This window comes from Romboutsia sp. BSD2780061687b_171204_C1 (genome assembly GCF_015560225.1).
Taxonomy (GTDB): Bacteria; Bacillota; Clostridia; order Peptostreptococcales; family Peptostreptococcaceae; genus Romboutsia_C; species Romboutsia_C hominis.
Genome location: NZ_JADMRK010000002.1, coordinates 89,875 through 104,123 on the forward strand (window position 1 = coordinate 89,875; position 14,249 = coordinate 104,123).

At 26.8% G+C, this 14,249-nt stretch carries 13 protein-coding genes; 4 read left to right on the forward strand and 9 right to left on the reverse strand.

Going from position 1 to position 14,249, the window contains the following annotated elements:
• From I2H23_RS05360 to I2H23_RS05370, 3 genes are all read right to left on the reverse strand, one after another.
• The coding region (locus I2H23_RS05360; protein ID WP_195237442.1) for an NADH peroxidase at positions 1-525 on the reverse strand (525 nt) is incomplete at its 3' end.
• 86 nt (positions 526-611) lie between these two features.
• The gene (locus tag I2H23_RS05365; protein WP_092924964.1) at positions 612-1,223 is read right to left on the reverse strand and encodes a DedA family protein; all 612 of its coding nucleotides are present in this window, start codon (positions 1,221-1,223) and stop codon (positions 612-614) included.
• Between the two features lie 86 nt (positions 1,224-1,309).
• The gene (locus tag I2H23_RS05370; protein WP_092924962.1) at positions 1,310-1,858 is read right to left on the reverse strand and encodes an NADH peroxidase; all 549 of its coding nucleotides are present in this window, start codon (positions 1,856-1,858) and stop codon (positions 1,310-1,312) included.
• 237 nt (positions 1,859-2,095) lie between these two features.
• On the opposite strand from I2H23_RS05370, the gene I2H23_RS05375 reads away from it, so the two are divergent.
• The 4 genes from I2H23_RS05375 to I2H23_RS15585 all read left to right on the forward strand — a co-directional run bounded on the left by I2H23_RS05375 (position 2,096) and on the right by I2H23_RS15585 (position 7,035).
• Positions 2,096-3,223 carry an ABC transporter ATP-binding protein gene (locus I2H23_RS05375; RefSeq protein WP_195237439.1) on the forward strand — a complete coding sequence of 376 codons (1,128 nt, stop codon included), beginning with the start codon at positions 2,096-2,098 and terminating at the stop codon, positions 3,221-3,223.
• A gap of 82 nt (positions 3,224-3,305) precedes the next feature.
• A complete protein-coding gene (locus I2H23_RS05380) occupies positions 3,306-4,070 on the forward strand; it encodes a PucR family transcriptional regulator (RefSeq protein WP_166505720.1) in 765 nt (254 codons plus the stop codon).
• Positions 4,071-4,212: 142 nt separating this feature from the next.
• Entirely contained in the window at positions 4,213-4,785 is a 573-nt protein-coding gene (locus tag I2H23_RS05385; protein ID WP_195581241.1) for a manganese efflux pump MntP, read from the forward strand.
• Positions 4,786-4,887: 102 nt separating this feature from the next.
• On the forward strand, positions 4,888-7,035 hold the full coding sequence (locus I2H23_RS15585; protein ID WP_195581242.1) for a YhgE/Pip domain-containing protein: 2,148 nt from the start codon (positions 4,888-4,890) through the stop codon (positions 7,033-7,035).
• A 67-nt stretch (positions 7,036-7,102) separates the two neighbouring features.
• On the opposite strand, the gene I2H23_RS05395 is transcribed toward I2H23_RS15585, so the two are convergent.
• The 6 genes from I2H23_RS05395 to dnaG all read right to left on the reverse strand — a co-directional run bounded on the left by I2H23_RS05395 (position 7,103) and on the right by dnaG (position 13,999).
• The gene (locus tag I2H23_RS05395; protein ID WP_195581243.1) at positions 7,103-7,534 is read right to left on the reverse strand and encodes a hypothetical protein; all 432 of its coding nucleotides are present in this window, start codon (positions 7,532-7,534) and stop codon (positions 7,103-7,105) included.
• Positions 7,535-7,638: 104 nt separating this feature from the next.
• Entirely contained in the window at positions 7,639-8,958 is a 1,320-nt protein-coding gene (locus I2H23_RS05400; RefSeq protein ID WP_195581245.1) for an MATE family efflux transporter, read from the reverse strand.
• A gap of 174 nt (positions 8,959-9,132) precedes the next feature.
• On the reverse strand, positions 9,133-10,230 hold the full coding sequence (locus I2H23_RS05405) for a Nif3-like dinuclear metal center hexameric protein (RefSeq protein WP_195581247.1): 1,098 nt from the start codon (positions 10,228-10,230) through the stop codon (positions 9,133-9,135).
• A 13-nt stretch (positions 10,231-10,243) separates the two neighbouring features.
• On the reverse strand, positions 10,244-10,936 hold the full coding sequence (locus tag I2H23_RS05410) for a tRNA (adenine(22)-N(1))-methyltransferase (RefSeq protein ID WP_092924946.1): 693 nt from the start codon (positions 10,934-10,936) through the stop codon (positions 10,244-10,246).
• 70 nt (positions 10,937-11,006) lie between these two features.
• Positions 11,007-12,170: an RNA polymerase sigma factor RpoD gene (gene rpoD / locus I2H23_RS05415; protein ID WP_242871306.1), complete on the reverse strand. Its 1,164-nt coding sequence runs from the start codon at positions 12,168-12,170 to the stop codon at positions 11,007-11,009.
• A gap of 17 nt (positions 12,171-12,187) precedes the next feature.
• Positions 12,188-13,999 carry a DNA primase gene (gene dnaG, locus I2H23_RS05420; protein WP_092927431.1) on the reverse strand — a complete coding sequence of 604 codons (1,812 nt, stop codon included), beginning with the start codon at positions 13,997-13,999 and terminating at the stop codon, positions 12,188-12,190.
• Positions 14,000-14,249 lie beyond the last annotated feature (250 nt).

The window sequence follows — 14,249 nt, forward strand, 5'->3', positions numbered from 1 at the left end:
TAATAAACCTAAGAATGCTTTACCATGTCTTGCTTCATCTTTACACATTTCATGTACTGTATCATGTATAGCATCAAGTCCTAATTCTTTAGCTCTCTTAGCTATTTTTAATTTTCCTTCTGTTGCTCCGTACTCTGCATCTACTCTTGCTTTTAAGTTAGCTTTTGTATCAGCTACAACAACTTCTCCTAATAATTCTGCAAATTTAGCAGCATGTTCTGCTTCTTCAAATGCTATTCTCTTATAAGCTTCTGCAACTTCTGGATATCCTTCTCTATCAGCTTGTCTACTCATTGCTAAATACATTCCTACTTCTGTACATTCTCCAACAAAGTTTGCTCTAAGTCCTTCTAATATTTCTTCGTCTATACCTTTAGCAACCCCTATTCTATGCTCGTCAGCCCAAACCATTTCACCTTTCATTTCTTCAAACTTATCAGCTCCAACTCCACATACTGGACATTTCTCTGGTGCAGTTTCTCCTTCATGTATATATCCACATACTGTACAAACAAATTTTTTCATAATTTTATTCCTCCAAATTTATATAAATTTTATTTACTTTCTTTTAACATACTATATATATACCTCATATACATTGTTTTAAACATTTATTTGCATATTTTTTTATTTTTTAATCTATATTTTATAAATCCATATACTATAGTTATTATTAATAATAAAATAACCATTATATATGAGTATTTAGTAACTAAAGACATTACAAATTTTAAGTTATCTCCTAAAACATAACCTATACTTATTAATGAAGTATTCCAAATCCCTATTCCTATAGCAGAACACATCATAAATGTAAATATATTCATTTTTATAGACCCTGCTATTATTGACACAAATGTCCTAGCATAAGGTATTACTCTAGTTAAAATTACTGATAATTTATCATGCTTTTTTAACCAAATATAAGATGAGTTTATAATTGATTTGGTCTTTGGATACTTTTCACCTATAGTATCTATTAAAGGCTTTCCAAATTTAAATCCTAGAAAATAATTTAGCAAGGAACCTATAACCCCACCTAAAGTAGATACTACTATTACATTTACAAATCCAAAGTTATATTTATATGCAAACATACCTGCAATTGGAAGTACTACTTCACTAGGAAGAGGTACATTAGCATACTCTAGTGCTACTATTATAAATATACTTATAAGTCCATAATTCATCATAAAATGTTCTATTATATTTTTTAATTCCAATAATTTCACCTCTTTATATTTATATAGTAACAGTGATTAATATATAAAAAGACTACCTGTATAAGGCAGCCTTTATATTCTATATATTACTTAGCATCAAAATGTCTTTCTAATAAACCTAAGAATGCTTTACCATGTCTTGCTTCATCTTTACACATTTCATGTACTGTATCATGTATAGCATCAAGTCCTAATTCTTTAGCTCTCTTAGCTATTTTTAATTTTCCTTCTGTTGCTCCATACTCTGCATCTACTCTTGCTTTTAAGTTAGCTTTTGTATCAGCTACAACAACTTCTCCTAATAATTCTGCAAATTTAGCAGCATGTTCTGCTTCTTCAAATGCTATTCTCTTATAAGCTTCTGCAACTTCTGGATATCCTTCTCTATCAGCTTGTCTGCTCATTGCTAAATACATTCCTACTTCTGTGCATTCTCCAACAAAGTTTGCTCTAAGTCCTTCTAATATTTCTTCATCTATACCTTTAGCAACCCCTATTCTATGCTCGTCAGCCCAAACCATTTCACCTTTCATTTCTTCAAACTTATCAGCTCCAACTCCACATACTGGACATTTCTCTGGTGCAGTTTCTCCTTCATGTATATATCCACATACTGTACAAACAAATTTTTTCATAATTTTATTCCTCCAAATTTATATAAATTTTATTTAGTTTCTTTTTAACATACTATATATATACCTTTTGTTTTTTTATTTAAACATGTTATTTAAAATTTTTATGTTTTTTATACAATCTGTATATTTTATCTAAATAGTTTTAGTTATTTTTTACATTACTAAGAAAACATTTTTTTGATATTATTAAAATATAAAATGAAATTAAAATATAGTTGTTAAAAGGGGGAAATGGTAATGGCTAAGGTAATTTTAAAAAATATATGTAAATCATATTCAAATGGATTTAATGCAGTAAAAAATGTAAATATAGATATACAAGATAAGGAATTTGTAGTACTAGTTGGACCATCTGGCTGTGGTAAGTCTACTACGCTAAGAATGATAGCAGGCCTTGAAGAAATAAGTGATGGTGAACTTTATATAGGAGAAAATTTAGTAAATGATGTAGATCCTAAAGACAGAGATATAGCTATGGTTTTTCAAAACTATGCACTTTATCCTCACTTGACAGTATACGAAAATATGGCATTTGCTCTTAAACTTAGAAAATTGCCTAAGGATGAAATAGATAAAAAGGTTAGGGATGCAGCTAAAATATTAGACTTAGATCAATTATTAGATAGAAAACCAAAAGCACTTTCAGGTGGTCAAAGGCAAAGAGTTGCACTAGGGCGTGCTATAGTTCGAAACCCAAAAGTATTCTTAATGGATGAACCTTTGTCAAACTTAGATGCAAAACTTAGAACATCAATGAGAACAGAAATAACTAAACTTCATAAGTCTTTAGGTACTACATTTATATATGTGACACATGACCAAGTTGAAGCTATGACTATGGCAGATAGAATAGTTGTTATGAAAGATGGTATAGTTCAACAAATAGATACTCCACAAGAAATATACGATAAACCAAACAATATGTTCGTTGCGGGATTTATAGGCGCTCCACAAATGAACTTTATAAATGTTATTCTAACTGAAGTAAATGGAGAAATACATGCAAAAGCTGATGGTTTTGATATAGCATTAAATAAAGGTGAATCATCTAGTTTAATAGAAAAAGGATATATAGGTAAGGAAGTTGTTCTAGGTATAAGACCTGAAGATATACATATGGAAGATATATTTGTCGAAAATAGCTTAGATAGTACTTTTGAAGCTACTATTGAACTTGGGGAACTTATGGGTGCTGAAATATATGCTTACTTAAAAACAGGTAATCAAAGTATAACTGCAAGATTTGATGGTAGGTATAGAGTTAAAATGGGAGATAAATTAAAACTTGCTATGGATAAACATAAAATACATATATTTGATAAAGAAACACAAGAAGCTATAAATAAATCTCTAGTTTATATATAAATATTTCTAAATTAATGATATATTTAAAGTAGGATGATTAATCATCTTACTTTTTTAATTGAAAACTTCAGGGGTGGTCTTCATGCAAAATTTGATACAATTTATAGAGGGAAAGACAAATAAAAAAATTAATTTTTTCGAGTATAATAATCAAAGTATTAGCAAAAACCAAAATGTAGTAACATTTAATGATAAAGCTTATGTTATAGAATTTATAGAAGATATAACTATAGATAATATAAAAGGTTATTTTTATATATTCTATCAACAAGACTGTGAGCTAGATAATTTAAAGGGAATATTATATAACTTATATGATAATATAAAATTATTTTTATATGAAAATTTATTAATATTAAATTCAGATTATAAATTAGATATTAATTTTCATACACCAGAAATAATAGAATCAGAGACTTATAGAAATACTTATATTATTAATTTAGGTGAAATATATGATATAAATATATTTAAGTCTAGAGTATCTATTTTTAATGAAATACCTAAAGACTTCCTTATAAATAACACTTTTTTTAAAAACTACATAACTTTAAATGATTTAATAATATATAAATCTATATATTTTATAAAACACGACAGACCTTTTTACGATTTGATAGATTTTGAGTCTATAAAAACAATGGATATAAACTTGTTAAATACAGGAATATGCTTTATAGAAAATGATCAAAATATTTCTAAAACTTCATCATCATTATTTTTACATAGAAATACACTTATATATAGATTAGATAAAATTAAAGAAATACTAAATCTTGATTTGAAAAACTTTAAAGATGCTTTAATTTTTTATTTAACTATAAAATCTTATATAAATTTTAAATAATAATTTTTGCTTTAACTATTAACAGCTTAATATATTTAAGCTGTTTTTATTTTGCCTAATCTACTTATCACTAAATTACGAATATTTTTATCATATTTTTTATAAAATAAGATTAGCTATAACTTTAAACAAGGAGGATATTATGGGATTTTTAACTATATTTTTTACAGCATTTGCACTTTCAATGGATGCATTTGCCGTATCTCTTACAAAAGGTATGACTCTAAAGAATATAAATTTTTGGCTAGCTTCTAAAGTAGCTTTTTTCTTTGGATTATTTCAAGGCGGTATGCCTTTAATTGGTTATTTATTAGGTGTAAATTTTGAAAGCTATATAAAAGCATTTGATCACTGGATTGCTCTAATTTTACTAAGCTTTCTCGGTTTAAAAATGATTTTAGATGCAAAAGACAGACCTGAAGATACTACTTCATATTACATAAATAATAAAGATCTCATTATATTGTCAATTGCAACTAGCATAGATGCACTTGCTGTTGGAGTTAGTTTTTCCTTTTTAAGTGTAAATATAATTCCTATATCACTTACTATATCTTTAGTTACATTTATAGTATGTTTTTTAGGTGTTTTATTAGGAAAAAAAATTGGTAATTTATTCAAATCATCTGCTCAAATAATAGGAGGAGTATTACTTATTTTAATAGGTTTGAACATATTCAATAATCATACAGGTATTATAAATTTACTATTTTAATATATATTACAATTTTTTAACTTTACTTTTTATTGTATAAATAATATAATATAAAATAGTTCTAAATCTAACCTTATTTAGTCAACATGGAGGTGTAAAGACGTGAAAAATATTTTTAAAATATATAAAAAAGACATAAAGGATATTTTTACAAACAAAGTATTGTTAGTAATAATACTAGGACTAACTGTCTTACCATCATTATATGCCTGGTTTAATATAAAGGCATCTTGGGATCCTTATGGTAGTACTAAAAATATATCAGTTGCTATAGTTAATAATGATAAAGGTACTGAAATAAGGGGTAAGGACATAAATGTTGGTGATGAATTAGTAAAAAAACTTAAAGAAAATGATAATTTAGGTTGGAAATTTGTAGATAAAGCTGACGCAATAAATGGAGTTAAAAAAGGTACATATTATGCCTCAGTTGAAATTCCAGAAAGCTTTTCTAAAGATTTAACTTCATTAACTTCTGATGAAGTAAAAAAAGGTAAGATAATATACACAGTTAATGAAAAAATAAACGCGATAGCCCCTAAAATTACAGATAAAGGTGCTTCAACTATACAAAATGAAGTTAATCAAACAGTGGTAAAAACTGTTAGTCAAATTATATTTGAAGTATCTAATAATTTAGGTATAGAACTTGAAAATCAGCTTCCAAAGCTATCTAATTTAGAAAGTGAACTTATAGATGTTCAAAGTAAATTTAAAGATATATATAAAACTGTAAATCTTGCTTCAGATGCTACAGATAAAGTACAAGATCTTGCTAAGGAATTAAAAAAAGATGTTCCTTTAATAACTTCTACTATATCTAATACTAAAAAGTTAGCATCAGATGTAAAAGTATTTTTACAAGATAGCAAAGGTAGCTTAGATAAAGTTGCTCCTGTAATAAAAGAAGATTTGCAAATAGTATCTAAAGTTTCATCAAGTGCTTCATCAAATATATCATCTATAATAGATGCGATAAATAACGGTGCTGATAATGTACCTCAACTTATAGATAGCTTATCATCAAAGCTTTCTACTTTATCAAGTACAAGTAATACAGTACTAGACTTTTTAAATAAACTAAATGCTATTAAACCAGGTGGGCCTCTAGAAAATGCTATATCATCTTTACAGTCTATAAATAATAGCTTAAATAATGCTACTAACGCTTTAAATGCTATAAAAGGACAGATTGCAAATGGAGAAAAACCATCTTTAGATAAGTTAAATAGTGTATTAAAGGTTGTAAATGATGTAAACCAAATTTCTACATCAATTTTAAATAATTTTGATTCAAAAATAGTAAATCCTATAAATAACATATTTGAGGGAAGTTTCAATACTGCTAATGAAGTTATTAGTGTGTTAGATAAAGCTCAAGCAAAACTACCTCAAGTTGAGGATATACTAAATACTACGATATCATTATCAGATAGTGCGAAAGATAATATATCATTTATAAGAAAAAAACTACCTATAGCTAAATCAACAATTGATGAATTAGTTAATGCTATGAAAAAAATAAACTCAAGTGACGATGTTAATGAGTTAATATCTTTACTTAAAAGCGATGCTATAAAGCGTGCTGAGTTCTTAAAGCAACCAGTAGAGCTAGTTACAGATAAATTATATCCAGTAGCTAACTACGGAGCTGGTATGACTCCATTTTATACAGTATTATCTTTATGGGTTGGTGTACTTTTACTAATGTCATTACTGTCTGCTAATGTACATGGAGATTACAAACCATTTGAGATATACTTTGGTAGAGGACTTACTTTCTTAACTATAGCTATAATACAAGCTTTTATCGTAAGTGCTGGTGATTTATATATTCTAAATGTTAAAGTTATTGATCCTTTATCATTTGTATTATTATCAATGTTTACAAGTATTGTATTTACAGCTATTGTATACTCATTGGTCTCTATATTTGGAAATGTAGGAAAAGCAATAGGTGTAATACTATTAGTTATACAAGTTGCTGCATCAGGAGGTACTTTCCCTATACAAGTTACTCCTCCATTTTTCCAATACGTAAACCCATTTTTACCATTTACTTATGCTATATCTGCTCTTAGAGAGACTGTAGGTGGTATTTACAAACCAGTATTGATAAAGGATATATATGTATTAATAGTATTCTTAATAATACCTATAATATTAACTATACTATTTAAAGGTATTATTAATAAATATACAAAACCTATAAGTGATAAATTTAATGAAAGTGACTTAACTGGACATTAAAATTTAATATAAAACATTAATATAGTAAAAAGTCTTCCTAAAATCTTTAGGAAGACTTTTTACTATATTAATGTTTTATGTCGTCGTAATGTATACCAACTCCAGGTCTATGCTTATTCTCTTCTCGTTCTTCATGTTCTCTTTCTTCTATTGCTTTATTTACATATCCTTCTAACTCTTCTTTACTTACATTTGTACAATTTTCTTCTATTATTCTATTTGAATTAAATTCATCTACTTTGCATTTTAAATCATCGTCAAAACTATCCATGTCTTCATCACAACAATAAGCTCTGCTATCATAATCATCATAATAATATGATTCATTTTCATAATCATTACAACAATTGAAATTTTTATTCATTCTTTTATTCTTAATAGCCTTATATGCAAAATAGCCCCCTAATCCAACTAAAACTCCTCCTGTATATACTAAGGCTTTTTTACTTTTTATGTTGACTCCATTTTTCATTTTACGTTTAACTAAGTACTTTACCATAGAACTTTTTCCTCCTTAAATGTCATATACTATATTAATAGTATTTGTATTATCTAATAAAAAATTCTTCTATTAAAAATAAAAAAATAACCCTTAAATTAGGGTCATTTTTTTTTATATACATATATATAAGTTATAATTAAAGTTAATACTTCAGCAAACACAGCACTTAACCATACTCCATTTACACCTAAGAATACAGGAAGTATAGTTATACCTATTATAATTAGTATAATCCCTCTTGAAAGTGATATTGAATTAGATAATATTCTATGTTCCATGGATTGATAATATGCTCCATTAACTATATTTATTCCCATAAATATAAACGCTAGGAAATAATATCTTATGGCATTCACAGTTATATCTACAATCTGACCTTTTTCACTTGTAAACATTCCTACTATAAATTGTGGAAATAATATACCTATAATATAGAAACTTAATCCAACAATTATAGAAGTCTTCATACCTTTTTTTCTTACTCTCTTTACTCTATCTATCTTATTTGCACCATAATTTACACTTATTATAGGTTGCATAGCTTGTGATATCCCCGTAAATATAGCTGCAGCTACTAAAGATACATTTGCTATTATACTATATGCACTAACGCCTATATTACCTACTATATTTAGTAATTTCAAGTTAAATATAAATATTACTATTCCAGATGATATTTCAACAATAAAGCTTGGTAACCCATTAAATAGTATTCTTGATATATCTTTTACATTGATTTTAAATTTTATAAATCTTAAGCTACATTTTTTAGATATAAAGTGAGTTAAAAGTATTAATAGGTTTATAAGTGATGCTATTGATGTAGCTAAACCAGCACCTTTTATACCCATATTAAAGATAAATATTAGTAAATAATCCAAAATAACATTAGATAAACCACTAGTTACAGTCGCTATCATAGCAAGTCTTGGATTATGATCATTTCTTATAAAAGATGATGTAGTATGAGCTAAGATATAACTAAATGAAAATATTAAAACACAACTTAAATACTCTTTTACCATATATATATTACTTATATTAGCCCCTAGTATATATCCTATTTTCTCAGTAAATATTTTTCCTAAAGTAGATAGTGTAATTCCTACTAAAATAGCTATTATAATAGATTTTGTAAATATCCTTTGTGATTCAACTATTTCTCCTTTTCCTCTACTTATACTTAAAGCTGTAGCACCTCCCATACCAAACAAAAGCCCTAATCCATTAAATAGATTAAATATAGGTATACATATATTTAAAGCAGCTAATCCATCACTGCCTATACCTTGTCCTATAAACATAGTATCTGCTAATATACAAAATGATACTGCTAGCATACCCAAGACACTATTAATTAAATACTTATAAAATAACTTATTTATATCTGAATTTAAAAATACACTTTGTTTATCTTTCATTAACTTCTCCTCATACATATATTTATGTATAGTATTTGCTATAATGAAAGTATATTATTCATATTAGCAAGTATTCTATAAGCTTGTATTTAATATATAGATGTGTTTTTAATAAATATTCCCTTAGTAAGTAAAAAAATAATGACATAAAAATATGTCATTATTTTTTGTGTTTTATACTATTTTAAATGGATTTAAATCTATATTACTTTTTAAAACTTCTATATCATTTATATCATCTAAAAATCGCTTCATAACATCCTTAAATATGTCTTCAGTTTCAAAGTGGCCACAATCTATTATACACATCCCCATGTCTATTGCATCTTGTGCATCATGATATTTAACATCTCCAGTTATTATAACTTCACAACCACTTCTTTGAGCTTTCTTAACCATATCAGCACCAGAACCTGTAACTAAAGCTATTTTACTTATAGTAGTATCTAAACTACCTACTACTCTAATATGTTTCATATTTAGCTTTTCTTTTATAGAATTACTTAAATCTTTTAAACTAATCTTTTCTTTTAACTTAGTAACTCTACCTAAACCAACTGAATTTCCTTTATTCTCTAGTTTATATAAATCATAAGCTACTTCTTCATAAGGATGAGCATTTATCATAGAGCTTAAGACTCCGCCTAATATTTTTTGAGGTACAATAGTTTCTATTTTTACCTCTTTAACACATTCTATCTCTCCTTTTGTTCCTATAAATGGATTTGTGCCCTCTAAAGGCATAAAGTTACCTTCTCCTCTTGATGTAAAGCTACAGTGACTATAATTTCCTATATGACCTGCTCCTGCTTTTCCTAAAGCATTTTTAACCTTATCTATATGAGTCTCAGGAACATAAACTGCTAGCTTATATAATACTTCGTTATTTGTAACTTCTAATACCTTACAATTTTCAAATCCCATTAATTCCATGAAGTAATCATTTAAACCATCAAATGCTATATCAAAGTTTGTATGCATAGAATAAAGTGCTATATCATTTTTTATTAATTTATGTATAAGTCTTCCTTTTAAATCCGATGTATTTATTTTATTCATCTTTTTAAATATAAATGGATGATGAGTTATTATTAAGTCTATATTATTTTCTATAGCTTCATCTATAACTCTTTCATTTGCTTCTAGAACTACTAATACTTTTTTAATATCACTGTTAAAATCACCCACTAAAAGGCCTACATTGTCCCAGTCATAAGCTAAGTTTAATGGGTATTTAGCTTCTATATTTTTTATAAGACTTTTAAGTAACATAATATCATTCCCCTTATAAAGTTTTTAATTTTTCTAATTTAGATATATTAAGTCTACTATCTTCTATTTTCTCATCTATCCCTTTTCCACTTTTTCCTTCTAATTTATTAAGTATTGAAGTGTATGTATGTATTCTTTTATCTATAAACTCATTTAGTAATTCATCTTTATTTTCTATAAGTTTATTTCCTACTTCATAAAATATTTCATCTTCTACATTAGTATTTTTCCCAGTATATTTAGCCACTATTATTTCATATATTCTGAAATCTTCTCTAACTAAAACCTCATCTAATATCTCATATCCATTATTTAATAGATATTTTCTAAGTTCTTTTTGTGCTTGCATTGGTTGAAGTATAAATTTTTCAGTACTTTGTGCTACTTCTATATTAGCTTCTAACAATTCACTTATAAGTATTCCACCCATACCTGCTATTATAACTTCATCAACTTCACCTTTCTTTAATACTTCTATACCTGATCCTAATCTCAAATCAACTTTATCAATTAAATTATTATGTCTAACTTCTTTTCTTGCATTTTCAAGCGGTCCTTTATTAACATCTGCAAGTATTGCAAAATCTATGTTTCCTTCATTTAATAAATGTACTGGTATATATCCATGATCTGTTCCTATATCAGCAATTTTTTTGCCTTTAGTAACTAAAGATGCTATTTTTAATAATCTATCTGTTAACTTCATTTATATAGTCCTTTCCTTATTTCTTAGATGCAAAAAAACGCCTTATATAAAGGCGAGTTTTTGGTATAATCTAGTCTAAGTAGTCTTTTAATTTTTTAGATCTACTTGGGTGTCTTAATTTTCTTAAAGCCTTAGCTTCTATTTGTCTTATTCTTTCTCTTGTTACATCAAACTCTTTACCAACTTCTTCAAGAGTTCTTGCTCTTCCATCTTCAAGACCAAATCTTAACTTTAATACTTTTTGTTCTCTTTCATTTAAAGATCCTAAAACTTCTTCTATTTGTTCTTTAAGTAGTGAATATGCTGCAGCTTCTGCTGGTGCTGGTGCTGCATCATCTTCTATGAAATCTCCTAAATGACTATCTTCTTCTTCTCCTATTGGAGTCTCAAGAGATACTGGATCTTGAGCTATTTTCATTATTTCTCTTACTTTTTCTTCTGTCATATCCATTTCTTTAGCTATTTCTTCAGGCTTTGGATCTCTACCTAATTCTTGAAGAAGCTGTCTAGATACTCTTATTAATTTATTTATAGTCTCTACCATATGTACTGGTATTCTTATAGTTCTTGCTTGGTCAGCTATAGCACGAGTTATAGCTTGTCTTATCCACCATGTTGCATAGGTACTAAATTTAAATCCTTTTTCATAGTCAAATTTTTCAACAGCTTTTATAAGACCTAGGTTACCTTCTTGTATTAAATCAAGGAAAAGCATACCTCTTCCTACATATCTTTTAGCTATACTTACAACTAGTCTTAAATTTGCCTCAACTAGTCTTTGTTTAGCCATTTCGTCCCCTTCATTCATTCTTCTAGCTAATTCTACTTCTTCATGCGGCTTAAGTAAAGGTATCTTACCAATTTCTTTTAGATACATTCTAACAGGATCGTCTATACTTATACCTTTAGGTAATGATAAATCTATAGCTTCTAATTCCATAGGTGCATCATCTTTTGATAATTCTTCATCTACACCATCTTCTAGCACATCTATATCTAAATCATCATCTGATGAGAAATTAATATCAGCATTTTGAGGTTTGCTTTCTATAACCTCTATACCTAAGTTTCCTAAAGTTTCATATAAATTTTCTATTTGATCTTTATCAAGTTCAGTTTCAGAGAAAGCTTCCATTATTTCCCCTAAAGTAAGAGATCCTTGCTTTTTACCTTTTTCAATTAATCCCTTAGCTGTTATTCTTTTTGATTCTTTTTTATTTGTTTTATTTTCCACACTCAGACCTCCCTTCATTAAAGCTTTTGTAGCATTCTTCTTATTTCCACGATTTTTAAAGCAATTTCCATAATCTTACCATCTACCTCTTTCGTGTCACTATTATTTTTATTTTTTTCAATTTCTTTTTGTTCTTTTAATAATCTATTCATTTTTTCATTAAGAGTATTTTTCTTTACATTCTTAATAATATCATCTACACCCTTGACATTATTCAAGCTCATATTATTCAATGATATATTTTCTATATCTTTAATGTATTCTTCGGATATGTTTAAACTTTTAATTTTGTCAATAGTTATTTTGTCCAATTCTTGATTTTTAATTATCCAATTTAAAATTTCTTTACTTTCATCTAATAAAAAATCATTGTCATTTACTTTTAGTACGATTATATCTCTTAGTTTTTTATCTTCTATCATTAATTTTATAAGATTTTTCTCAACAAACTTTTCTCCATTTGTTATAATCTTAGGTTTTTCTATTACAACTTCGTCTTTTTTTATATATTTACTTTTTTGGTATTTATTATTTCCATTTTTATTATAACTTTTTCCATATATTTCCCTTTTTATGGAATCTATACTTATTTGTATTAAATCACTTAAGTATTTAGTATAATAGTCAATTTCAACAGGACTTTTTACTTTTTTTATTATTTTAGATGCCTCTTTTGCAAATTTAACCTTATCTTCATCTTTATTTAGATTAAATTGTTTTTTTAGATTATTTATTCTAAATATTATTTGATTTATTGACTCATCTATTGCCTCTTGGTATCCTTTAACTCCATATTTTCTTATAAATTCATCTGGATCTTTGCAATCCTTTAAATTTAATACTTTAACATTTATATCTATATCACTTAATATTTCTATAGCCCTTAATGTAGCTTTTATACCTGCTTCGTCCGAATCATATGATATAATAACATTATCAGCATATCTTTTAATTAACATACCTTGTTCTTTAGTAAGTGCCGTACCTAACGTAGCTACTACATTTTTTATACCATATTGATAAAGAGATATTAAATCCATATATCCTTCAACTAATATCAAAGTCTTATTTTTTATTTCTTTCCTTGAGAAATTAAGGCCATATAAATTATACCTTTTATTAAACGTTATTGTATCTGGGGAATTTAAGTATTTAGGTAATGAATCATCAAGTACCCTACCTCCAAACCCTATAACATTTCCTCTATAATCAAATATGGGAAACATAACTCTATTTCTAAATTTATCATAAATTTTGTTACTTTCTTTTTTATGTGCTAATAGCCCACATTCTATAAGATCTTTGTTACTATAACCTTTTGATGTTAAATAGTCCATAAGTGAATTCCAAGATGCTAGTGAATACCCAAGTCCAAATTTTTTTATGATTTTGTCATCTAATCCTCTACTTCTTAGGTATGCATATCCACTATTTTTCTTAGTGTGTAGGTTAGAAAAATAAAATCTAGCCGCTTCTGTGTGTATATCTTGAAACTTTTTTATCTTTTCTAATTTTTTCTTAGATTCTTCATCCATATTAGTATTAATTTCAATTCCATACTTCTGAGCTAAAACTTTTACTGCATCAATAAAATCTAGATTTTCCATCTTCATAACGAAGTTAATTACATCTCCACCCTCTCCGCATCCAAAGCATTTATAAATTTGCTTAGATTCATTTACATAAAATGATGGTGTTTTCTCGCCATGAAAAGGACAAAGTCCCTTATAGTTTATCCCAGATGATTTAAGCTCTATATACTGGGATATTGTGCTTACTATGTCACATCTACTTTTAACTTCTTCTATTATATCTTTTATATCATTCATATTATCACCTTCTGGTGTAATTTTTTCTAACATTACTATTTTACATTATATTTTAAATTTGTCAAATCCTCATTATACACAATTCGACTTTTTTTGTTAATATCCTTCTTATTTTTTTATTTTTTTATTATTTAATTCTATCTATATATTTATTATACGTTATTTATCTACAATTTTAAAATATCACATATTTTTTGAATTAAATATGTCTTTTGCAGATTAAATCTATTCTTATATAATTTTTCCTATT

Bases quoted from the DNA above. Each gene is read 5' to 3' on its own strand.
- I2H23_RS05370 (WP_092924962.1), bottom strand. From the start codon at position 1,858: ATGAAAAAATTTGTTTGTACAGTATGTGGATATATACATGAAGGAGAA.
- I2H23_RS05375 (WP_195237439.1), top strand. From the start codon at position 2,096: ATGGCTAAGGTAATTTTAAAAAATATATGTAAATCATATTCAAATGGA.
- I2H23_RS05380 (WP_166505720.1), top strand. From the start codon at position 3,306: ATGCAAAATTTGATACAATTTATAGAGGGAAAGACAAATAAAAAAATT.
- I2H23_RS05385 (WP_195581241.1), top strand. From the start codon at position 4,213: ATGGGATTTTTAACTATATTTTTTACAGCATTTGCACTTTCAATGGAT.
- I2H23_RS05395 (WP_195581243.1), bottom strand. From the start codon at position 7,534: ATGGTAAAGTACTTAGTTAAACGTAAAATGAAAAATGGAGTCAACATA.
- I2H23_RS05400 (WP_195581245.1), bottom strand. From the start codon at position 8,958: ATGAAAGATAAACAAAGTGTATTTTTAAATTCAGATATAAATAAGTTA.
- I2H23_RS05405 (WP_195581247.1), bottom strand. From the start codon at position 10,230: ATGTTACTTAAAAGTCTTATAAAAAATATAGAAGCTAAATACCCATTA.
- I2H23_RS05410 (WP_092924946.1), bottom strand. From the start codon at position 10,936: ATGAAGTTAACAGATAGATTATTAAAAATAGCATCTTTAGTTACTAAA.
- dnaG (WP_092927431.1), bottom strand. From the start codon at position 13,999: ATGAATGATATAAAAGATATAATAGAAGAAGTTAAAAGTAGATGTGAC.